This is a genomic window from Vibrio natriegens NBRC 15636 = ATCC 14048 = DSM 759, from assembly GCF_035621455.1.
Lineage (GTDB): Bacteria > Pseudomonadota > Gammaproteobacteria > Enterobacterales > Vibrionaceae > Vibrio > Vibrio natriegens.
Genome location: NZ_CP141823.1, coordinates 857,139 through 878,866, shown reverse-complemented (window position 1 = coordinate 878,866; position 21,728 = coordinate 857,139). Strand labels below are relative to the sequence as shown.

General features: G+C 44.9%; 23 protein-coding genes. 11 read left to right on the top strand and 12 right to left on the bottom strand.

What is annotated here, in order from left to right:
• Positions 1-353: 353 nt before the first annotated feature.
• The gene (gene gltS / locus VER99_RS18495; protein WP_024372619.1) at positions 354-1,580 is read left to right on the top strand and encodes a sodium/glutamate symporter; all 1,227 of its coding nucleotides are present in this window, start codon (positions 354-356) and stop codon (positions 1,578-1,580) included.
• Between the two features lie 82 nt (positions 1,581-1,662).
• Here the strand turns inward: gltS and VER99_RS18490 are convergent, their stop codons facing one another.
• The 3 genes from VER99_RS18490 to VER99_RS18480 are packed head-to-tail and all read right to left on the bottom strand — an operon-like array spanning position 1,663 to position 3,718.
• Positions 1,663-2,493, bottom strand: a complete 831-nt coding sequence (locus VER99_RS18490) for a hypothetical protein (RefSeq protein WP_014233438.1) — start codon at positions 2,491-2,493, stop codon at positions 1,663-1,665.
• Entirely contained in the window at positions 2,493-3,350 is an 858-nt protein-coding gene (locus VER99_RS18485; RefSeq protein WP_020335060.1) for an ABC transporter ATP-binding protein, read from the bottom strand. Before VER99_RS18485 ends, VER99_RS18490 begins: the two co-directional genes overlap by 1 nt.
• Positions 3,347-3,718 (bottom strand): GntR family transcriptional regulator, encoded by a 372-nt coding sequence (locus tag VER99_RS18480; RefSeq protein WP_014233440.1) that lies wholly within the window; start codon positions 3,716-3,718, stop codon positions 3,347-3,349. The genes VER99_RS18485 and VER99_RS18480 overlap by 4 nt, the downstream gene beginning before the upstream one ends.
• Positions 3,719-3,911: 193 nt before the next feature.
• Here VER99_RS18480 and VER99_RS18475 point away from each other — a divergent pair, with 193 nt between their 5' ends.
• A complete protein-coding gene (locus tag VER99_RS18475) occupies positions 3,912-4,778 on the top strand; it encodes a hypothetical protein (protein WP_020335061.1) in 867 nt (288 codons plus the stop codon).
• 72 nt (positions 4,779-4,850) lie between these two features.
• Here VER99_RS18475 and nagB read toward each other — a convergent pair whose 3' ends face one another.
• A complete protein-coding gene (nagB, locus tag VER99_RS18470) occupies positions 4,851-5,651 on the bottom strand; it encodes a glucosamine-6-phosphate deaminase (RefSeq protein WP_014233442.1) in 801 nt (266 codons plus the stop codon).
• A gap of 380 nt (positions 5,652-6,031) precedes the next feature.
• Between nagB and VER99_RS18465 the strand changes: the two genes are divergently transcribed.
• Entirely contained in the window at positions 6,032-6,283 is a 252-nt protein-coding gene (locus VER99_RS18465) for a DUF3081 domain-containing protein (protein ID WP_014233443.1), read from the top strand.
• A gap of 153 nt (positions 6,284-6,436) precedes the next feature.
• Here the strand turns inward: VER99_RS18465 and VER99_RS18460 are convergent, their stop codons facing one another.
• On the bottom strand, positions 6,437-6,790 hold the full coding sequence (locus VER99_RS18460; RefSeq protein WP_014233444.1) for a MaoP family protein: 354 nt from the start codon (positions 6,788-6,790) through the stop codon (positions 6,437-6,439).
• Between the two features lie 148 nt (positions 6,791-6,938).
• Here VER99_RS18460 and VER99_RS18455 point away from each other — a divergent pair, with 148 nt between their 5' ends.
• Positions 6,939-7,832: a LysR family transcriptional regulator gene (locus tag VER99_RS18455; RefSeq protein WP_014233445.1), complete on the top strand. Its 894-nt coding sequence runs from the start codon at positions 6,939-6,941 to the stop codon at positions 7,830-7,832.
• Between the two features lie 77 nt (positions 7,833-7,909).
• On the opposite strand, the gene VER99_RS18450 is transcribed toward VER99_RS18455, so the two are convergent.
• The 3 genes from VER99_RS18450 to VER99_RS18440 all read right to left on the bottom strand — a co-directional run bounded on the left by VER99_RS18450 (position 7,910) and on the right by VER99_RS18440 (position 9,684).
• Positions 7,910-8,605 carry a pirin family protein gene (locus tag VER99_RS18450; protein WP_020335062.1) on the bottom strand — a complete coding sequence of 232 codons (696 nt, stop codon included), beginning with the start codon at positions 8,603-8,605 and terminating at the stop codon, positions 7,910-7,912.
• 80 nt (positions 8,606-8,685) lie between these two features.
• Positions 8,686-9,129: a DoxX family protein gene (locus VER99_RS18445; protein ID WP_014233447.1), complete on the bottom strand. Its 444-nt coding sequence runs from the start codon at positions 9,127-9,129 to the stop codon at positions 8,686-8,688.
• Between the two features lie 351 nt (positions 9,130-9,480).
• Positions 9,481-9,684 carry a hypothetical protein gene (locus VER99_RS18440; RefSeq protein WP_014233448.1) on the bottom strand — a complete coding sequence of 68 codons (204 nt, stop codon included), beginning with the start codon at positions 9,682-9,684 and terminating at the stop codon, positions 9,481-9,483.
• A 194-nt stretch (positions 9,685-9,878) separates the two neighbouring features.
• On the opposite strand from VER99_RS18440, the gene VER99_RS18435 reads away from it, so the two are divergent.
• Complete coding sequence (locus VER99_RS18435; RefSeq protein ID WP_020335064.1) at positions 9,879-11,246, top strand: DNA-3-methyladenine glycosylase 2 family protein; 1,368 nt, start codon at positions 9,879-9,881, stop codon at positions 11,244-11,246.
• The gene (locus VER99_RS18430; RefSeq protein WP_020335066.1) at positions 11,243-11,725 is read left to right on the top strand and encodes a methylated-DNA--[protein]-cysteine S-methyltransferase; all 483 of its coding nucleotides are present in this window, start codon (positions 11,243-11,245) and stop codon (positions 11,723-11,725) included. The genes VER99_RS18435 and VER99_RS18430 overlap by 4 nt, the downstream gene beginning before the upstream one ends.
• A 119-nt stretch (positions 11,726-11,844) precedes the next feature.
• Here VER99_RS18430 and VER99_RS18425 read toward each other — a convergent pair whose 3' ends face one another.
• Positions 11,845-12,453 (bottom strand): YitT family protein, encoded by a 609-nt coding sequence (locus tag VER99_RS18425; protein WP_014233451.1) that lies wholly within the window; start codon positions 12,451-12,453, stop codon positions 11,845-11,847.
• Between the two features lie 336 nt (positions 12,454-12,789).
• Here VER99_RS18425 and VER99_RS18420 point away from each other — a divergent pair, with 336 nt between their 5' ends.
• A complete protein-coding gene (locus VER99_RS18420) occupies positions 12,790-13,185 on the top strand; it encodes a GFA family protein (RefSeq protein WP_020335069.1) in 396 nt (131 codons plus the stop codon).
• A 2-nt stretch (positions 13,186-13,187) separates the two neighbouring features.
• On the opposite strand, the gene nhaD is transcribed toward VER99_RS18420, so the two are convergent.
• Together nhaD and VER99_RS18410 are read right to left on the bottom strand one after the other, a co-directional pair.
• The gene (gene nhaD / locus VER99_RS18415; protein WP_020335070.1) at positions 13,188-14,618 is read right to left on the bottom strand and encodes a sodium:proton antiporter NhaD; all 1,431 of its coding nucleotides are present in this window, start codon (positions 14,616-14,618) and stop codon (positions 13,188-13,190) included.
• Positions 14,619-15,030: 412 nt separating this feature from the next.
• Positions 15,031-16,056 carry an acyltransferase gene (locus VER99_RS18410; protein WP_020335072.1) on the bottom strand — a complete coding sequence of 342 codons (1,026 nt, stop codon included), beginning with the start codon at positions 16,054-16,056 and terminating at the stop codon, positions 15,031-15,033.
• Between the two features lie 250 nt (positions 16,057-16,306).
• Between VER99_RS18410 and VER99_RS18405 the strand changes: the two genes are divergently transcribed.
• Together VER99_RS18405 and VER99_RS18400 are read left to right on the top strand one after the other, a co-directional pair.
• Positions 16,307-16,897: a TetR/AcrR family transcriptional regulator gene (locus tag VER99_RS18405; protein WP_020335073.1), complete on the top strand. Its 591-nt coding sequence runs from the start codon at positions 16,307-16,309 to the stop codon at positions 16,895-16,897.
• A gap of 130 nt (positions 16,898-17,027) precedes the next feature.
• The gene (locus VER99_RS18400) at positions 17,028-17,885 is read left to right on the top strand and encodes an alpha/beta hydrolase (protein WP_020335074.1); all 858 of its coding nucleotides are present in this window, start codon (positions 17,028-17,030) and stop codon (positions 17,883-17,885) included.
• A 102-nt stretch (positions 17,886-17,987) separates the two neighbouring features.
• Here the strand turns inward: VER99_RS18400 and VER99_RS18395 are convergent, their stop codons facing one another.
• Positions 17,988-20,537 carry a glycosyl hydrolase family 18 protein gene (locus VER99_RS18395; RefSeq protein WP_020335075.1) on the bottom strand — a complete coding sequence of 850 codons (2,550 nt, stop codon included), beginning with the start codon at positions 20,535-20,537 and terminating at the stop codon, positions 17,988-17,990.
• Between the two features lie 517 nt (positions 20,538-21,054).
• Here VER99_RS18395 and ppnP point away from each other — a divergent pair.
• Both ppnP and VER99_RS18385 read left to right on the top strand, forming a co-directional pair.
• Positions 21,055-21,339 carry a pyrimidine/purine nucleoside phosphorylase gene (gene ppnP, locus VER99_RS18390; RefSeq protein ID WP_014233458.1) on the top strand — a complete coding sequence of 95 codons (285 nt, stop codon included), beginning with the start codon at positions 21,055-21,057 and terminating at the stop codon, positions 21,337-21,339.
• A gap of 91 nt (positions 21,340-21,430) precedes the next feature.
• A complete protein-coding gene (locus tag VER99_RS18385) occupies positions 21,431-21,715 on the top strand; it encodes a hypothetical protein (RefSeq protein ID WP_020335076.1) in 285 nt (94 codons plus the stop codon).
• The last annotated feature ends 13 nt before the right edge of the window (positions 21,716-21,728 follow it).

Genomic DNA, 21,728 nt, shown 5'->3' with positions numbered 1-21,728 from the left:
CATGGTGAATAGGTTTGGTTGTAAATCATAGGGTACATGAATGTTATTGAAATAAAGACAGTTTTTGCTGATATGCTATAATCTGTCTCCGTTATAGCGAACATTTTTGTTGTTGCTTGAGAGTTTCTCTGGATTCGGCTCATTTAAATATCCATGAGTCAGAGTAAGTAAACTACTCGATAACAAGTCCCCCTTCTGCTTACATTTTAATGCGCTCTCATAGAGTCTATCGCGCATTTGCATGATCTTTAGAATATTTTTGAACACATCAGTGAGAATATTTGCTATTGGAATACGGTTAAATTAACACTCAATCATTATGGAGGATGAAGAGGACAACAATAAGAGGTGATATGAATCATATAATATCTATCGGGGCTCTGGAGTCCTTCATGGTTGCGATCAGTGTGCTATTTCTAGGGCATTTCGTGAATGCCAGATTGCCAGTTTTAAGTAAGTTCAACATACCGGAGCCGATTGTAGGCGGTCTTATCGTAGCCTGCATTCTTACGACACTTCATTTCTACGGCATCGATTTAGAGTTCGATCTTCCATTACAAAATACGTTTATGCTGATGTTTTTTTCAACCGTCGGCTTAGCGGCAAATTACACCCAACTGATGAAAGGTGGCGCTAAGGTTTTCATCTTCCTGGCTGTGGCTTCATTCTACATCATCATCCAAAATGGTGTGGGCGTCTCACTCGCAGCAGCACTGGGCTTAGATCCACTAATGGGGCTGATTGCTGGCTCTATCACGCTTTCTGGCGGACATGGAACCGGCGCAGCATGGTCTCAAACTTTTCAGGACGTATATGGATTAAATAACGTTTTGGAAATCGCGATGGCGTCGGCCACATTTGGTTTGATCATCGGCGGTATTATCGGCAGTCCGATGGCTGAGCGTTTGGTGGATAAGCATGGTATTGAGTCAGAATATGGTCGCAGCGCAAAAACACATGAAAAATTCCCAGAATTAGTCACCTACAACGAGTACGAAGAAGACAAAGTGACCGCTAAAAAAGTGGTTGAGAAGCTGTTCTTTTTACTGATTTGTGTCACTGGCGCTAAATACTTAGAGCAATGGGTAAGTACGTTTGAAATCTCGTGGCTGATGATTCCTGATTTTGTGTATGCCCTGTTTATTGGCGTGATTGTGACCAACTTCCTTGAAGTGACCAAAATTCGCAAGTTGGATGCAGAAACGGTCGATATGCTCGGAACGGTGTCGCTATCCCTGTTCCTGGCGATGGCATTAATGAGTCTGAAACTGTGGAATATCTTCGATTTGGCGATTCCATTTTTGGTGATTTTGGCTGTGCAGTCTGCGGTACTGGCAATCTTTACCTACTATGTGACGTTTAAAGTCATGGGGCGTAATTACGATGCTGCCGTCATTGCTGGTGGACACTGTGGTTTTGGCTTGGGTGCCACGCCAACAGCGGTCATGAATATGGGCTCTATCGTTAACCGTTATGGTCCGTCACCTCAGGCATTTATGGTCGTGCCGATTGTGGGGGCTTTCTTTATCGATATCGTCAACTTAGTCATCCTGCAAGGATATATCTCGTTTCTTGGCTAAGAGAAAAGAGAAGTGAAAAAAATGGTCACAACGAAAGTTGTGACCATTTTTTGTTTTTGAGTTCAGCGTTGAACTTCGACCGTTATTGAATGGTTCGGCTGACTCTCAGGCATGCTGCCCAGGCTAATAAGCCAATAAAGACATAAATTCCGAGATTAGTTTTTCCAACTTCAGCTACTGCATCCAGTGGATTTGGCGCGATGATCGCGTGGAAAGGCAGGGTGAATATCTCAGAAAAGAACTGATCCACTCCGTAATAACCAAACAAAGCGATCGGCATCCAGCGCAGCGCATAAATGGCGATAAATAAGATCACCAGCGGTGAGTTTACTTTCTGTGAGATAACCATGGTGGTTAAAGCCAAAGGTAGCAGCAGAAAACCAGCCAACCCCATCCTTAACAGAAACTCACTCCAATGCAGTAAGACATAGCCTACTGATGAGTAGCGATACAAGAAACCGATTTGATGATTGGTGGATACGTTGAGTGACCACAACATAAAATCGGCAATGATCACCAAGGCAGAACACACTAAAGGTATCACTAACAGTCCAAAGACGAGCTTGACGACGTGCGTCTGAACATCGCTGATCGGCATACTTCGCCAGAACATGATACTGCCTTCTGAACGCTCTTTGCGTAGCGTTCTTGGAAAATATTGGGTACCGAGTAGAATGGAAAGTAAGCCTGCACCTCCCGCAATGAGAGAACTTAACTCTTCCCCTAGTTGTTTTTGGATACCGTTGGCATCACCGCCGACACTCATTTGGAAGAAGAAATTTTGCTGAAGGTTCGAGTTGCTCATTAAACCGATAAACAACAAGGTCCCACAGACAAACATAAAAAATGGCACCCGAGACACGAGTGGGTTTTCTAGCCATTCTTTATTTAACATCGTCATAATAGAACGCATTAAGCTACCCCTTTTTGCAACGCGAGAAACAGATCAGCAAGCGTGACACCGTGGATGTCACCTAAGCCATCGACTTGTGCGGCGTACCTTGAAGGGAGTAACCACTTCGTTGTACCAAGCCCTTTTTGGGAAGAGAGAGGATGCATCGCTTCAATTTGTCGATGGTATTGATCTTGTGCATCAAGAATGAAGTAGTCTTCATGGATTTTATCCATCGAGGTTTGCAAAACAGAATGACCATGCTTGAGGATCAGGACATCCGTTAACAGGTGTTCGATTTCGGCCACTTCATGGCTGGCGATGATCAATATGCGTTCACCATCGTGAAACCATTCCAGTAGATGACGATAAAATGTATCTCGATAAACTAAGTCTAAACCGAGAGTTGGCTCATCAAGGATCAGAATTTGCGTATTAGTCGCGATGACTATCGCCAGATGCAACTGTACTTTCATCCCTTTTGACAACGCTCGAATGCGAGACTTTGCTTTGATATCAGTTTGGTGAAGTATGGCATCGGCTTTATGGCGATCAAAACCTGGGTGAACCCCCTCGGTATAGGCCAGCAGCTGTTCGACTGTCATCCAGTCTGGTAACACATTCACATCTGAGATATACGACAAGTGCTGCATGATTTTGTGGCGTTGCATGACGGGCTCATAGCCGTTGATGCGAATCGTGCCTTTATATTCATGAGCGCCGAGCAGCGCGTTAATTAACGTTGATTTACCAGCGCCATTGTGACCGAGTAAGCCGAGCACCTGACCAGGATGCAAGTCAAAACTGATATCGTGTAGTGTTTCTCCTTGTTGGCTATAGTGTTTGGAGAGGTGCTTTACACTGACGGTTGCGTTCATTGGTCACCTTTAATTTGTAATTTGAGTTGCAGGATAAGTTCATCGAGAGACATATCCAGATGCTTTAACGTGTCGGCTATCTGAGGGATTTGCTCATTAAGGAAGCGTTTTTTTTCTGTGGCGAGTAATCGTTGTTTTGCGCCAGATGAGACAAACATACCCTGACCGAGTTTCTTTTCTACGACGCCTTGTTCAACCAAGAGTTGGTAGCCTTTCATGACAGTAAGGTGGTTAATTTTCATATCAGCAGCGACACTACGAACAGAAGGCAAAGCCTCGCCCTCCTTCCAAGTTCCTTGCAGGATTTGCTGAGTGAGCAGGTCCGCCAACTGACGAAAAATTGGCTGGCGATCATGCCAATGTTTCATGATGAAACCCTTTGGCCAAGTTAGTGTTATATATAGGTATAACACCTTGGCGTTTATATAGAAAGGTCTGCAAGAAGATGAGTGAGAGTCATGGTTTTATTGATTGCCGAAGAGGTTTGTCATAGGTGTCACTTCAAGTAATAAAATCAATAAGTTAATATTTAACTAATTGACCAGCAGCCAGAGGTAAAACATGTCTGAAAAAGTATCGACGTCAGCATTAGCAAAAATGCGTAATGTAGAAGCCAAGCTATTGTTCGCCGATCTTCAGCGAGCGGGTTATATCACACGTCAAGACGACAAATGGCTGTTGACGGAAGAGGGGGCTAAATTCGGCGGAGAATATGTCGAACATGCCAAATTTGGTCAATTCATCGTGTGGCCAACCACACTGCATATTGAACTCTCTTCAACGACTGGTAAAACATTCAGTGCGACGCAACTAGGGGATAAGCTCAACTTAAATCCGAAGCGCATTAATCAACTATTGAGCGAACTGGGTTGGATCAATAAATCAGAGACAGGCTGGAACGTGACTGCCACGGGGGTTCGAGCCGGAGGACAGCAGAGAATTGACAAGGAATCTCAACATTCTTTTGTTGTTTGGCACGAAGTCGTTCTGAAAAACAAGCGCTTGAAACAGTCTGTGGTCGAGTTTTTAGGTCATGATGCGGAGTCTCACTCGACGGACAAATCTTTTTCTAGTTTTCGTCAAAAATTTGAAGCCAAACACCGCACTTTAGACGGACATTATGTGCGCTCGAAAGGTGAGCTGTTAATTGATAACTGGCTCTATTTGGCTGGAGTGGTACATGCTTACGAACGCCAACTGCCGATTGAGCAGGATGTCACCAGTGATTTCTACTTGCCAACTGGCAAAGTCTATTTGCAGTTTTGGGGAAGTGATAGTGGAGAAATCTGCAAAGCTGACCGAGAGACGATTCGAGAGGTTTATGAGCAACATCAGCTCAACTTGATTGAAGTCGATCCAAGTGAGCTTGAAAAGCTCGATGAGGTGTTACCCCAACGGTTACGCCAGTTTGGTATCAAAGCGTATTAAACGATAAACAAAAAAACCCGTGAGTGATCACGGGTTTTGTATTTCTAGCGTGGACTAAAAATTGTGCTGCGATTAGAAGCCTTTGATGTTTTCTGCTTCTAGTTCAGAGAAGTATTTTACTGTCTTCACTTTTAGCTCTTGCTGAGAAGGCTCGTCACATACGATCACGGCTTTCGGATGCAGTTGAAGTGCTGAGACTGTCCATAGGTGGTTAACGCAGCCTTCTACCGCAGCTTCAAGAGCAAGTGCTTTGTTGTGGCCTGTTACCAGAATCATTACTTCTTCAGAATCCAGAAGTGTGCCAACGCCGATAGTCAGAGCGTATTTTGGAACTTGGTTGATGTCGCCGTCAAAGAAACGAGAGTTCGCGATACGAGTGTCTTCCGTCAGAGTTTTGATTCGAGTGCGAGAAGAAAGCGAAGATGCTGGCTCATTGAACGCAATGTGACCGTCGTTACCCACACCGCCCATGAACAAATTAATCTTACCGTAAGATTTGATCTTATCTTCATAGCGTTTGCATTCAGCATCGTGGTCGTCAGTATTGCCGTTCAGCAAGTTGATATTTTCTTCTTGGATATCAATGTGGTTGAAGAAGTTGCTGTACATGAATGAACGGTATGATTCAGGGTGATCGGCTGGGATACCGATGTATTCATCCATGTTGAAAGTCACAACGTGCTTAAAGCTGACTTCACCCGCTTTGTGCAGTTCAATCAATGCGTTGTAAGTTGCTAGAGGAGTGCCACCAGTAGGTAGACCCAGAACGAATGGACGTTCAGCAGTAGGTTGGAAATCGTTGATGCGTTTTGCGATGTGTGCTGCTGCCCACTTACCTACTTGTGCTGCTTGAGTTAACGGGATAAGTCTCATTTTGTGCCCCTAGTAATTGAATTTAAGATGTTCTGAAACATTAATTCGCATTATAAAATAAGTTATCGGCAACTGCTATTGTTTTAGGTCAAAAATTTGCTTTTTCTTTGAGCGTTGTTGTTTTTATCAACAAATGAGCCATCAAAAAACACTAAAAAGGACCAGTATGCCGTTTTTTACTTCTTATTAGCTTAGAGTGTATTGAGGTAAATTTCATGGCTGAAATTAAGTTTTTCATCGTGTGGAAATACGGTCGTGACGCAGAAAAGTCACAAGCATCGGTAGATATGAGAATGTTTTGATTTCAGATAAGCCCGATAATGGCAAGGTGTCAGTTCCTTATCCATAATTAAGGCGTGTGTATTGGTGAGGAACTCGCTATGAAAAACGAATTAGATCCAAGCAAAGTATTATCGGCATACGAAAATGTTATGAACAATGGTACCCCAACTGAGTTTGGGAAGATCTATGAAGGGGTTGAGGCGTTTTCTGACTATGATGGCTACAACGTATTTTTGAGAGGCAACGGTGTGGAGTTAAAGATTGGTTTCCACAATACCTACAATCTTGAATACGATCAGGAACACTTGAAGGAGAGTTTTTTGAAAAAGATTGCCATGCTTGCCAAGTAAACCAACACGGTTTTATGATCAAATAAAGCCCTCGGGAGAACGCGACCTTGGGCTTTAGGAGAAGAAACAAATCACAAACGTTCACTCTTAAGGCGAATGAACGCTTGTCTAAGTCTTCGACTTAACTATCTATTAGATAGTTATACTGGTTAATTAATCGTCTTCAACCAAACTCTCTTCCGTGTAGTCTTCCGTTGCATCCGGCTTGTTGCGTCCGTTTAGCGTATGGAAGCGCTTGCGACCACGAGCGAGTTGCGTGTATTTTAACCACGTACGCTCAATTTTGGTTTTTGCTTTGCCTGGGTGCTCTAACACCTTAACGAAGTGTTTCTCTTCGCTGTTTTCCGGTGTTAACTCGCCTGTTTCCAGACCAAGCATTGTATCCCCATAAATTGTTAGAATTTCCTCTTCTGCAAGAGTAAAATCACCAGACTTTGCAAATCCGCGTGGGAATTTTACGTTATCGTAAAATCGTTTTTTGCCATGACGGAATTCAGTGTCAGACATGTCAACAGCCTCTGTAACCGTTATTGATGAATGTAATGAACTAAGGCGAAAATTAGGCGCAAACCTAACAAAAGAAAAACAAATTTTTTTTATCGTCATGATTTTAAATAGTTGTTAATCTGGTTTGATATTAACCAGGAGATGGTTTATGGATGTAAAGGTCTTTCGAACATTTTTAGAGCTGGCAAGGGTTCGTCACTTTGGACGTGCTGCTGAGAACTTGTATATTACCCAAGCAGCGGTCAGCGCTCGCATCAAGCAACTGGAAAGTTATTTCGATACTCAATTGTTTATTCGTGATCGCAATAACATAAAGCTAACGTCTGCGGGTGAGCGATTAATTAGTTACGCTGAGGTGATGGTCACCACATTGCAGCAAGCCAAGCTGGAACTGTCACTCGATGATGGTAAAGCGCTGCAACTTACCTTAGGTGGCACCCCGAATATTTGGGATGCGTATCTACAGAACTGTTTGAGTGTGGTCACCGATTCTTTCGGCGGCTATGGCTTTATGGCGGAAGTCATGGGGCGCGAAATGCTCAGCCGTAGTCTTTTAGAGCGTACTCTGGACATGGCATTTGCCTTTGACCAGATAAAAGCGGATGAGCTGAACTGTAAAAAAGTGGCTGATGTTGTGCTTGTTCTGGTATCGACCGAACAAGATTCGCTAGATACGGTATTTGATAAAAAATACGTATACGTTGACTGGGGCACCCGTTTTGCTTCAGAGCATTCCGAGCGCCACCCGAAAATCCCGGCGCCGTTCTTACGGACCTCAACTGCGCGTATTGCACTGGACTTTATTCTAGAAAAGGGTGGGGCTGCCTACCTACCGATATCTCTTGTTGAGCCATTTATTGCTAATGGGCAGCTCTACAAGGTGTCTGGAGTGGAAGACTGGCATCGCCCTATTTACTTGAGCTATCGCAAAGCCAGCTCGTCTGTAGAGGCGATTAAGCAGGTTGAAGAGATAGTGAAGCAGGTTGATCCCCTTACCGCATACAGCTTGCAGCAAATTGGATCAGGTGCGTCTGACGAATAAGCCATCATTTGCTGTGAAATGAACACAAAGTAAAAGCCCCTGATTTGATATCAGGGGCTTTTTTATCAAAACTGGGATTACGCTAAGTCAAACACCAGTGCGAGAGTCTGTGCCGTGGAGTGATTACGAAATGTGACGCTGTTTTGCTGCTCAATCTTCGCACCATCTCCTTCAGCCAATGTTGTGCTGTCGACATCAAGCGTGCTTCGCACCTGATGAACATAAAGGTTTCTGTTTTGCTCAACACTAAACGTCAGTTCTTGGTTTGGGTCTAAAATCAATTGGTATAAACGCGCATCCTGTTTGATGTGTAGGGTACCATTTTCACCTGTTGGCGTCGCAATGGGCGTGAGTCCGCTGTGCTGGCCAAAATTCTTTTGTTGATAACCCGGTTTGTTTCCAAATGAGTTTGGCTGTATCCAGATTTGAAGAAAACGCAGAGGGTCGGTGTCCGAAGCGTTAAATTCGCTGTGGTAGATCCCCTTACCTGCCGACATTAATTGAAATTCACCCGAGGGTAATTTCTGCACATTACCTTCACTGTCTTTGTGAGCAATTACGCCCTCAAGTACATAGCTGATGATCTCCATGTCTCGATGACCATGAGTGTCAAAGCCAGCGTCTGGTTGGACTATGTCGTCGTTGATCACACGGAGATCCGAAAAGCCCATGTGTTGAGGATCGTAGTAGCTGCCAAAAGAAAAAGTATGCTTACTGTCCAGCCAGCCAAAATCAGCTCTTCCTCGATCTTTTGCGTGTCGCACTGTGATCATCTGTGTTTCCTCAGTATTCGTGTTCAGATATGGGGTTCAGAGTGGAACTGCACTCTGAACCGTACTTCTAAAAAGGGAAATTAAGAAAGCTTCTTGTTTAAAAGGTTGTCCAGACCAGCTTTACCAGCACCTGAGAAAATCAGAGAAACGCTCGCTGCTAATAGTGCTAATCCAAACTCATAACCGTTGTTTGCCAGGAACAGACCGTTCTCGAAGTGAACCGAGAAAATAGCGATAAGCATGGTAAAAGAAAGTACGGTCGCTGCTGGTCGAGTCAGTAAGCCTAATAGAATAAACAAACCACCAAAGAACTCACCACTACCTGCTAAGAAAGCCATTAAAACACCAGGACCTAAGCCAATGGATGCCATCCACTGACCAGTGCCTTCCAGTCCGTAGCCACCAAACCAGCCAAATAGCTTCTGAGAGCCGTGTGCCATAAAGATGATGCCGATAGGAATGCGAAGTGCCAGCGTGCTGAAACCTGCGTTTGATGCGGTAATTTTTTGTAGAAGTGCTTTCATGATTCTGTCCTCATACGATGTTTTTTGAGCGGGAGTCCATTCTCCCTTGCTGTTGAGTACAGTTTAGGTCGGGTTTATACGATAAAAAATTGGGGTTATTTGATGCTCTAGTTCAATAAATTCGAACTAGTAGTTTTTTACCTTTTAAATCATATTATTAAGATTTTATTTGGTGTTTGTTTTTCCTGAAAAAATCGAGGTTTCTTAATCACTATGTCATTTTTTTCGAAAGAGAGGGGGGATTAACTCTGGTGATAAATCTATGAAACTAGGCCAAAAAAATAGAGCACGGGGGCGTGTGCTCTATTTTTTCGATATTAATGAGGGAGGAGGCTTCCTCGGGAACAAGAATTAGAGATTCATCAAACTTTCAAGCGACTCCTCTACATTGTTGTAGTGATAAGTCCTAATATTACCCCCATCGGTAGTATTGATTTGAATTTCTGAAATCTCGTTATTTGAGTCTCGCTCAATTATTCCGATAGAATGATCAACGGATTTACTCGTAATAACCTTTTGGTTTCTAAGCACAATTACGCATGTGTGTAAGTCCATACCAATTCCCTTTTAGCCGACGTTGTTGTGATGTTCTGGTCTTAACTTTAGTGTAGAAATACGCTAATGCCAACTATTCTCAATATTGAGTTCCGAAAATGGCTAACCTCAGTAAACACCTCGTTCTACAATGAGCATATAGCCCATTGAGCAGATGAACTGCTCGTTAAGATTGTGCAAGCAAGGACAGCATCATGCTTATACACCCCTACACGTCATTGACGTTTGAGCAGTGTCAGAAAGCGCGTATGTCACGTGATAGCCGTTTTGATGGTCGATTTTATATTGGTGTTAAAACAACCGGTATTTTCTGCCGACCAATATGTCCAGCTAACTTACCGAAAGAAGAGAATGTCGAATATTTTACGGACAAAACTCAGGCTATTAAGGCAGGTTATCGCCCGTGTTTGCGCTGCCGACCTGATAGTGCGCCTGGTTCGTGGGCCTGGAGAGGCGTAGAAACCACGTTTCAACGCGCTATCTCTATGATTGATAAGGGGGAGTTGCATCATCATTCGGTGTGTGAACTAGCAGAGCGTGTAGGAATATCTGATCGTTATTTGAGAATGTTGTTCGAACAGTACCTAGGTATGTCGCCCAAGCAATATGCTCAATATCAACAATTGATGTTTGCTAAACAGTTACTGCATTCGAGTTCGATGTCTGTTACCGAAGTGGGCTTTGCCGCAGGTTTTAACAGCACGCGCCGGTTTAATGATGCTTTTCAAAAGTTTCTCAAATTGACACCGTCTCAGGTTAGGCGTAATGAGTTTGAAAAAATGGAAACGAATCGGATCGTGTTACCGTTTCGCGGCGAATTTAATTGGCAACATATGTTGGACTTTTATCGTTTAAGGGCGATAGAAGGCGTGGAAGTACTGACGGAAAACAGTTACAGCCGTACGGTTTGTATCACAGGAAGCAAAGCGTGGTTTAAAGCGACGAAAGGTGAAAGCCATCTCGAACTGGATTTTGAAATTGAAGACGTCGCTAAATTGCAGAATTTGGTGACCAGTGTTCGCCGAATGTTTGATCTTGACGCTGATATTTGCACGATAGAGCGGCATCTCAGTTATGTTGCCCCTGGGGTTGTAAAGAGTAGTGGTATTCGGATTCCTGGCGTGTGGAGTACATGGGAAGCGGGCGTTCGGGCAATTTTAGGCCAGCAAGTTTCGGTTAAAGCGGCGATTGGCCAGTTGAATCTGCTGGTAGATAAACTCAGTGCAGAAGGAGAAGCGCGTTATTTTCCTGAGCCAATTGACATCGTGAATGCGGACGTGAGTTTTTTACGCATGCCTCAGAGTCGAAAGAATACGTTGGTGACCTTTGCACAATATATGTTGGATAATCCACAAGCGGAACCACAGCAATGGTTAAAACTTAAAGGTATTGGGCCCTGGACGGTGAGTTATGCCGAGCTTCGGGGAGAGTCTAACCCTGACTGTTTTTTGCATAACGACTTAGTCGTAAAAAAGGCAATGCAGCGCTTCCCGTCTCTCAATAGCCATACCGCGTCACCTTGGGGAAGTTACGCAACTTTTCATTTATGGAATCAATCATGAAAACAATCTATACCGAAATGCCCAGCCCGTTAGGCACCGTGACGATACAAGCTAACTCTGACGGCTTACTTGGTATTTGGTTTGAAACCTGTACAACAAAACCGGATGATTTGGGTGAGCGCGATGATCGCCAGCCAATCTTGCATCAGGCCGTTGTTCAGTTAGGGGAATACTTTTCTGGGTTAAGGAACGAGTTTGATCTTCCCTTGGCGGCCTCGGGGACGGATTTTCAAAACCAGGTCTGGCATGCACTAACAACCATTCCATACGGAGAAACCTGGAGCTATCAACAGCTTGCGGATGCAATAGGCAATCCTAAGGCCGTGCGTGCCGTAGGGTTGGCCAACGGGAAAAATCCAATTTCTATCGTCGTTCCCTGTCATCGTGTCATTGGTAAGAGTGGGAAATTGACGGGCTATGCGGGTGGCGTTGAGCGTAAGCAGAGGTTACTGGCTTTGGAGCAGGGCAAGCCTCTTTGATTGAGATGAGAGCGTTCTCAGACTGAACCGAACTAAGCTTACTTACTTTTATTGAGTATAAAAAAGCCCCGAGACGTTGGCTCGGGGCTTTTTCTATTTCTTCAGGCATTGTCAGGCGATTATGCTTCCTGAGGTTTGGGTTGGTAACGGCCAGGTTTATGATTCATGGCAAGAATCAAGTTGATAATCACAGCCCCCATTACAGATAGAGCGATGATGTAAACATCCACGATAAACAGAGACATGATGACAATGGCACAATCCAACGCCATCTGTACTTTACCCGCCCGGATTCCGAAGCGTTCCTGTAGATACAGCGCCAGAATGTTAAAGCCACCAAGGCTCATTTTATGGCGAAAGATAACCAACATTCCGATACCGATCAGTCCACCACCCAGAAGTGCCGCATACACCATATTTATTCTCGAAATTTCAATCACTTGATGCAGATGGTCTACCGCGAAAGAGACAATCGTCACCGCAATAAAGGTATTGATGGAAAATCGCCAGCCCATACGTGTTACAGAAAGAATGTAGAACGGGAGGTTGAGTGCGAAAAAGATTTGACCAAAACTGAAATCACTCACTTTGGTGAGGAATATCGCTAAACCTGCCGTGCCGCCAGTCAGTAGTCCAACTTTGCTGAAAATAATAACCCCCAAAGACACCAACGCACTGCCAAGCGTCAGAGCCAAGAGGTTCTCTCTAAAGCTATGATCTTTATCCATAAAAGTTTTTCCTTGGTTTAAACCCTTCCAGCCACATTGGCAGCTGGAGTCGGGGATGCGGTCGCCAAAGTGGCCACCAAAATATTTGCAATAGTATTGATATAACCTGATGACGTTATGCTGCTGCGTGAGCTAGGGAGGTTGGCAATACTTCAGAAAAACACGCCATCGTTAGCCTCCCAATTGTCACTGAAACCGCTTAAGTCTGGGTTACTTGCGCATAAAATGTCTTGAAAAGTGACCAATGTCGAGTTTTCAACAAACATTGAATTTTTGTTAGCCTGTTTAACATAATGTACACGTTGTAAAGTTGAGCTAGAAAAAGAAAGGAAAATCATGATAAAGCGAGTTGGACCAACTGAAATTAACGCTTTGCATAGGCTGAGTTGTCATTGTGGAGCAGTGGAGCTAGAGCTTTCACTACCTAATGGCATTGAAAAACCAAGACGATGTGATTGCTCTATGTGCCGTCGTCGTGGCGCTATTGTGGCTTCTGTCCCCCTAAGTGGCATTCGAATTGTTAAAGGAGAAGAAAAGCTTAAGCTTTATCAGTTCAATACCTTTACCGCAAAACATTACTTCTGTAGCGAATGCGGTATTTATACCCATCACCAGCGTCGCTCAGACCCTACTGAATATGGTTACAATGTCGGGTGTCTTGATGGTGTAAATCCATACGATCTAGGTGATATTGAAGTGATGGATGGCGTGAACCATCCATCGGACAGATAGCGTTACTGAAACAAGCCACCATTCATCCAGACATGTGCAGCGATGCTGGTGGCGTAACCCAGAGCAATCACCGGTGTCCACTTTAAGTGGCCAAAGAAAGTGTATTGACCACGTGCTGCGCCCATTAACGCGACGCCAGCGGCCGAACCAATCGAGAGTAAACTACCACCGACACCCGCAGTGAGTGTGACCAGCAGCCAGTTGCCGACAGACATATCAGGCTGCATGGTTAATACGGCAAACATCACTGGAATGTTATCCACGATGGCTGAAAGTATGCCAACCATTACGTTCGCCCACATTGGATTCCATTCGGTGTACATCACATGAGAAACCAGCTCTAAATAACCAAGCAAGCTAAGCCCACCAACGCACATTACGACTCCGTAGAAGAAGAGTAAGGTATCCCACTCCGCACGTGACACACGATGGAACACATCAAACGGCACGACGGAACCGATACGTTTCAGAGCCTGCTCGTCGCCATTCGCAATCGCGATTGCCGTTTTTTTCGCTAAAGACTGCTTGAGTGTCCGACGTAGGAAATAGCCAAAAAATTGCAGGTAAGCCAAGCCCATCATCATGCCTATCACAGGAGGGAAGTGCAGCACGGCATGGAAAGAGACGGCGGTAGCGATGGTCAGAATGAATAACAGAACAATGCGTCTTGCTCCGCGTTTCAGCTCCACGTGCTCATGTTTGGTATTGGGTTTGGTGTTTGGTACAAACAGCGACATCAAAAAGGCAGGGACTAAATAGTTGACCAAAGAAGGGATAAACAGAGGAAGAAATTCAGAAAATCTGACGTGACCCGCTTGCCAGACCATTAACGTTGTAATATCACCAAAAGGGCTGAATGCACCGCCCGCGTTGGCGGCGACGACGATATTGATACAAGCCAGATTGACGAATTTTGGGTTGTCGCCAGAGACTTTCATTACTACAGCACACATCAACAGTGCCGTCGTTAAGTTATCCGCGATGGGTGAAATAATGAATGCGAGGAAACCTGTCAGCCAAAACAGCTTTTTAAAGCCGAAACCCTTACCCACCATCCACGCTTGTAAAGAGTCAAAGAGTCTTCGCTCTTCCATGGCGTTGATGTAAGTCATCGCCACTAATAGAAATAGCAGCAATTCTGCGTATTCAAGCAAGTTGTGCTCTAACGCAGCTTTAGCAACATCCTGTTGGTTGTGTTGAGTAAAGGTGTACCCGATCAGAATCCAAATTAACCCTGCTGCAAGCAGTACAGGCTTGGATTTTCTCATCTTGAGATACTCTTCCAGCATAACCAGAGCGTAAGCAATAGAAAACAGAACCAGAGCGGTATAGCCAACGGTAGAATTAATTAGGTTGAGCTCGCTGGTGACCGCAGCCATGCTGGAGCTTGAGAATAACAAACAGCAGAAAGCCACAATTGGGTAAATTGGCATAGACATTTCTCCCTTGTCTTGTTGGAGAAATAGTAGCCATAAATTAAGAGGTTAGTTGTGAGAAAGCTCGAATTAACGGTAGGAACAGGGCGTTATGCCACTATTTTCTTAGTGACACGATACCCGCTACGCAACATAAAATCGCTGCGGCATACAAACCGTAAGTCAGCCAATGGCTTATTTCTAAAAAAGGAGTGACTCCTTGAGGTGCCCACATACAGCCTCCGTTAAATGAGCAGTGTTTTATTTATTGGGTAAATCTAAAGGAAATGCTCAATGTTTTTTGTGAGTATCGACAAAATTATTGAGGCTCATAGCGCTAAAATTTTAGCCAGTGAGAGCTCACTCTCATTTTTGTTTGGCTTGCTCCAACGAACGTGTCAGAGCAAGCTATGACTCGCATTTTATTGATTTATCTAAGTAATAGTTTTCTTAGTGGTGAAGCCTCAATACTTTTGACTAAAAGCAATGTGGCGACAATGGTGGTTGAGTAAATGAAAACATCATTAACTAAACCTTGTAATAGGAGAATGCCAGCTACATTCATCATGATAATTACCACCAGTAGGTGGCTAACGTAGATTCCTAAGACGCTCGGTGACCACTTGTGCACCCATGACATATTGCCAAAATTGGGGTTAGCAAGTAGCCACATGAAAATACCAAGTGACCAAATAACGGTCCCAAATAAGAAATCATGAGTGTTAAACATAACGTTGTGTTGCATCAGTCGATTGGCTTCTGCAAAGTGAAGCCCCAAACCGATCACCATCAGAAGCAAGGCTTTGCTGCCAGACCATTGCCATTGTTTCTCTCTGGCCAGATAACCCAGTACAACCAGTAATGTACTAAAGAAAGGGCCATTGCGAGTGAAAAACGGAGCTGGCAGTTCAGTTAATGTAGAGTAACTTCCTGCTAAAACTCCATACACGTAAAACAATAAAGCGATAGGAAGTAGGAGTCGAGACTGCCCAGCTTTGACCAGAAAAGCGATAAGTGTCACGGCTATCAGGAGTGCCGGCAGGAACCACAAATGAACCAAGCCCCCTTCTAGCAATGAGTTAATCGGGGATTGCATCAGATAATCCCAGTAACCTTGTCGCTCTGCTAAGTAACCCACTTCATAGACAGTCTGCCATCGGAACGGTACGACTAGGCAAATCACACTCCACACCACCCAGATCCTGATTAACGGTTTGGCGTAGCTCTTTAGTGTTTTAATTGGATTGGTACTGAGTTTGGGCTGAATCAAATAGCCAGAAATAAGGAAAAACAAAGGAACCGCAAAACGTGACATCTGGTTAATAATGTAACCGACCCAGGGCACCTCGCCCCATTGCCAGTACGAGAGAGCCATCTGACAGTGAAGACCAATTATCGCTAACATGGCGATGATTCGGGCAAATTCTAAACTGGCGATCTTCTTTTTGGTTGTCATAAATTACTTACCTGAACATAAAACTATTCAGCGAAAGTAACAGTTCCCGAATAACGGTGTACGTGAAGAAATCAACTCATGCTCTCTTGGTGACAGGTAATGTTTTAAATTCAGACGTGGTTCAAGCTTCTCATTTATATACCTATCACGGAACTCAATATACCGATCGTTGCAATTGTTCTTGCCAATGAATGGTTAGACCAGAACACTAAACCTTGCATAAAAGAACGACCGTGCTAAAAATACTATTATGAAAAAAGGAAAAGTAACGAAAGAGTTTATTCTGCAACGAGCCTTTGAGATTGCCAGTGAAGAGGGGCTGGAAAGCCTTACCATTGGTGAACTGGCAAAGCTGTGTGGGATGTCGAAAAGTGGCCTGTTTGCTCATTTTAACTCTAAGCTGAACTTGCAGCTTTCGGTGCTCGAGCACGCGAATCAAGTCTTTACCTCTCGGGTGATCGAGCCTGTTCGGGAGCTAGGGGATGATCACATAGAGAGAAAAATTCGTGGGTTGTTAGATTCATGGATGACTTGGAACCACTCTTTTCAGGGTAGTTGTATGTTTCTTGATGCCTGGAACGATACTGCAGAGGATGATTGTCCATTACAAGTGGCGTTGAGAAAGTCGATTAATACATGGTTGAACTACTTAGAAATACAAATCGCGAAAGGAAAAGATAATCGTGAGTTCTCAAGTGATTTAGACACCAAGCAGGCAACCTTTGATCTGTACGGACAGTATCTAAGCGCGCATGTGTTTTATTCGATTAAAGGCGAGGCAGAGAGTCAGAGACTGTTCTGGCAAGGGATAGATAACTTGTTTGCTCGTTGGAAGGCGTAAATATCCGGTTTCGAGTCAGTTAAAACATAAACGCATTCAATATATTAGATAGAGCGACAGAGTTCGCTCTTTCTTATCAGCACAAAAAGCACGACCGTTCTATTTTGTGCTGCTAGTTAAGGGAAAGATCATGAGCGACAAAATTTACTTTAATACTTCGCAGCGTTTTAGCGTTAAACGTAGCTTGGTTAATATCAGTACCCGTCTACATCACACTCTGGCACCGTCACACGCCAAAAGTACTGCAAGAAAGCTCCTTTTGACGCCGGTGCGTACTAAACCGAAAAATGCAGAGCCTCAAGGTTTGGTCAAAGGGGAGATCCAAGGGTTTGATGGTGTGATTAAAACCTACTCACTTGGAGCTGGCCCTATTTGGGTTCTGACTCACGGTTGGTCGGGAACCGCGAGCCAGTTTTTTCCTCTGATGGAACATATCGCCGCGAAAGGCTTTACCGCACTGGCTTACGACCATCCTGCTCACGGTGAGAGTGAAGGTCAGTATGGTCACATCCCCGGTTTTATTCGTGGTCTTGAAGATGTGTTGGATTCGGTTGATGACATTGCGGGAGTAATTGGTCACAGCATGGGTACCGCTTCTGCACTGGAATGTCGTCACAGCAAACTGGAGAACAAGCCATTTTTGCTCATCGCGCCTGTTCTAAACTATGTAGAAAACCTGTTTGGTAGTATTGCGCGCTCAGGCTATTCCATGAAGCTGTTTCATGCAGTGGTATCAGAAGTGGAAGCGCAGTTTGATTACCCGTTACAGTCAATTGACCCGCTAAAACGCCTTTCTGAGCGTGAGTCAGTGACGATTATTGTTCACGATGAGCAAGACAAGTTCACTAAACACAGTATCTCAGCAAAAGCGGCGGAGGACATCGCCAATGTTGAGTTAGTCACCACGCAAGGTCAAGGCCATGGCCGAGTCATGAAGTGCGAGCAAGTATTTCAAAGTTTTGACCGCTTAATCGAATCTAAAGCGTAGTGGTTTTATAAAAATAAAGGACAAGGAAGCGAGTGCTGCCCTTGTCCTTTAAACATCATGGTTATGCTTTAGCTTTGTAGAAAGTAGCTTGGTTAGTGCGGCTTAGTTGCAGCTCGCTGTGCCTACTTGTTTCCAAACACCCCATTCACCTGTCGTTGTTGGGTCCTCGCCGCGAGTCCACCACTTCGCCTCCCAAGTACTGCCAGCATGCGTCACCTGATCACCCCCTGTGTAAACCGCATCTGAATCCCAAGCGTTATCACATGTGCCCGTATTCGGATCTGTGGTGTATTGTGCAACGACTATGGTTGTACTTGCTGTCGCGGATGCTTCACCGTCACTCACACTCACCGCGAAGTTTAGGCTGGTATCCTCGGAGTACTCAGCAGCAGTAAAGGTCACTTTTGCACCTTCAACGGTCGCGTTTAAACCTTGTGGTAGCGTCCAGATAAACGTGAGTGTGTCGTTGTCTGCGTCGCTAGATCCCGACGCGTCTATGACCACAACCTCACCTGCATTCGCTGTTGCTGGAGCGGTGATTTGTGCAACTGGCACTGTGTTTTGAGGTGGTTCGATAACGCCTGCTGGCTTCACGGTGACCACAACAAGATCAGAAGCGGTTGCACCTTCGTTATCTGTTACTGTGAGTTTGAACGTCAGTTGTTCTTCTGCGGTTACTTCAGCCACATCGAAGCTTGCGTTCGCACTATTTGCTCCGGTCAGGGTTACTGCTGTACCAGATGTTTGCTCCCAAGCGTAGCTGGCGATAGTACCGTCAGAATCGGTGGACTGGCTGCCATCTAGCGTCACGGTTGCAGGACCAGCTACGGATTGATCTGCGCCAGCGGTTGCTGTTGGAGCGCGGTTTGGCAGCTCAATAACCGCACCTGACATACCTTCGTGCATAGCATTGAGGATATCGCCGTTATCTGCATCAATTTCCCAAGAGAACAGACCCGCAAGCCCAAGCGTTTTAGCGTAGTTGCCTTTTGCTAGCACGGAACGGTGGTCATCAAAAGTAATCAGCTCGCCCGTTGAGCGGTTCCATACCCACGGCGCTTCTGCCAGATCATCGTAACCGTATTCAAAGCCGTTGATCCCAGTGCTATTCGCTCCAAGCATGAATGACTTAATGCCTTTGTAATCGATAACGCCAGCTTCCCAGACACCTTGTGCAGTACTGCCTTTTAGCTTGCCAGTTGCAGTACCTGTCATTGGATCATTTGGATCGGTTAGGGTGTCCGGTGTTACCCCTTCCCAGCCACGACCGTACATAGCAGTACCGAGTACGAGCTTGTTGGCAGGGACGCCTTGGGCGAGAAGAAGCTGGATACCGTTGTCTGCAGTATAGGCTGGCCCTTTGAACGGTTCGCCGTTTTCATCAACACCACTGCCATCACACTGACCAGGGCGCATGAACGAACCGCAGTAAAGGGCGGTCTGATGCCCCGGTACGTTGTTCCAACCACCGTAGAAGTCGTAGGTCATCGCGAAAATGTAATCCATGTATTGGACCGCGTCCGCGTAGTCAACGTCTTCGATCTTGTCGTAACCCACACCAATGGCTGAAGTGAGTTCGTATGTTCGGCCTGTCTCTGCCTCTAACTCATCCAACATTGCACGCAGTTCACGCATTAAAGCAACATATGCGGGGCCATCGTTGACGGGGTCGCCTCGGTCTGTCGCTGCACCGCCGCCGCCAGGGAATTCCCAGTCAATATCGACGCCATCGTAAAACTTCCATGTGTTGAGGAATTTTTTAACGGAAGCCACAAAGGTATCTCGATTGGCTTTATCGACGAAATCAAAGAATGGATCAGACAGAGTCCAGCCACCAATCGATGGGATGATTTTCAGCTCAGGGTTACGTTGTTTCAAGGCCATCAGCATTGCGTAGTTGCCCTTGATCGGAGTGCTGTATTCATGACCGGCTTGTGGGAAGCTCTTTTGGTACGCTGCCCATGGGTCATGGATAACGACTTCATAATCAGGTACGCCGTTACAGGCGGTTTGCAACGCGTTAAAGCTATTCCCGCCAACGGATTTAACGGATTCATTAGGGCCACAAATTGGGATGAAGCCGTAAAGGATGTGGGTTAGGTTGTCTGCCGGAATATTGTCTACGGTGTAGTTACGGCCATAAATGCCCCACTCAACAAAGTAAGTCCCCATCACCACGCTAGGGTCTGTGCTGTAAGATTTGTTGTTTGGATCCACATTCATCGTAAGCGGTTTTAAGTGCGAGCCATCAGTGTCAGCGATGGTAATTTCAGCCGGGGCACTTCTCGCACAACCTGTTTCATCACACGCTTCGATCTCCATTTGATACAAACCGCCTTGACCATATTCGAAGTTGGCGGTGGTTTGGCTGCTGGTAATGGCGCCAGTGGCTACTTGGGTACCATCAAAGTAGATGTTGTATGTGTCGCCCGTCGAGCCGCTCCACTGGTTGAATGTCACCGCAATCTTTGCTTGGTCATGGTAGGTCACCATATTGTGGTAACCGGATGTGGTTTCCATGGCCAATTCAATTTTAGAAAACTGAAGGTTGTTGGAACCGTACAGATCAATACTTGGTGCAGTTGGAGCAGCGACAGTCGCTCCGGATAATGCCAAAGCAACGCCTGCGGCACATAGGTTAAATCGAATCATAACTTCTCTCTATCCTTAGATTCATGTTCTATCACAAACACAATCTGCTCTTACGCCAAAGTCCGGCACCACCTGCAAAAGCATCACGTTTAGCATTTCAGAGAGTTTTTTTTCGTCAAAAAAAATCAAAGCGTTTTTCGAGTCACTTGAGAGAAGTTAAATAAAAATCGTACGCTGTTGCACGTGAAATACAATCTTGAGTCAATAATCTAAAAATATTCTGCAGAAGCAGTATTTATCGTTTACGCACTTAAAGAAAAATCAAAATGAAGCGTATTTATTTGTCTGAATATCTTGGGAATTCTTACAACTAAAGGCGCTAGGAGAGTGAGGGCTCAGGTGCCACATTGTCTATTTGTTATGCCTAAATAATCACCGGTTTTGATGTGCTATGCATGATAAGAAAACCTAGTTATGAACCTATTTGTCACTAATGTTTAATTAGAAGGCTTTATGGGCTTGAGTCGTGGAGAAAAACAGGGTAAAAAAGGTCAGATTTTTAATGAGGGAACTGATAATGAGTATCAAGGAAAACAGCTATTTTGCAGGCGGTGTGAAGTCACTAGGTTTTAGTCAACACGAGCAAGAAGTGAGTGTCGGAGTGATGCTTCCAGGAGAGTACACGTTTGGTACACAAGCTCCAGAACGCATGACAGTAGTGAAAGGTGCCCTTATTGTTAAACGTGTAGGTGAAACTGACTGGACAACATACAACAGCGGTGAGTCTTTTGACGTTGAAGGCAACTCATCGTTTGAACTACAAGTTAAAGATGCGACAGCGTACTTGTGTGAATATCTATAAAACACCGTCTTGAACCGTGAATAGAAGCCACCTTCGGGTGGTTTTTTTGTGTGTATACTTAGAGAGTACTCATCAATCCAAGGAGGAAATGATGTCAGTACAACGCAAACACACTGATCTCCCTCCTCGTTACGATGTTAATGATTTTACTACAGAGCAAAGGCGACGATTCACTGCAGTGGCGAATGCTGCGCAAAAGCGGCGAGATTTGTATAAACGAGTATTAGATAACGAGCTGGTGGGTAAATTGAGTCAACAAACCTGCAAACCTAACGAGGCTCCACATCAAGGAAAAACCAGACGCGCAAGCCAAGTCATCTGGTTAGTGGTTATCCTGCTTGTTGGTTTATGGGCGACGTATTGGTTCGCTTATTAGTATTCTGTAAACG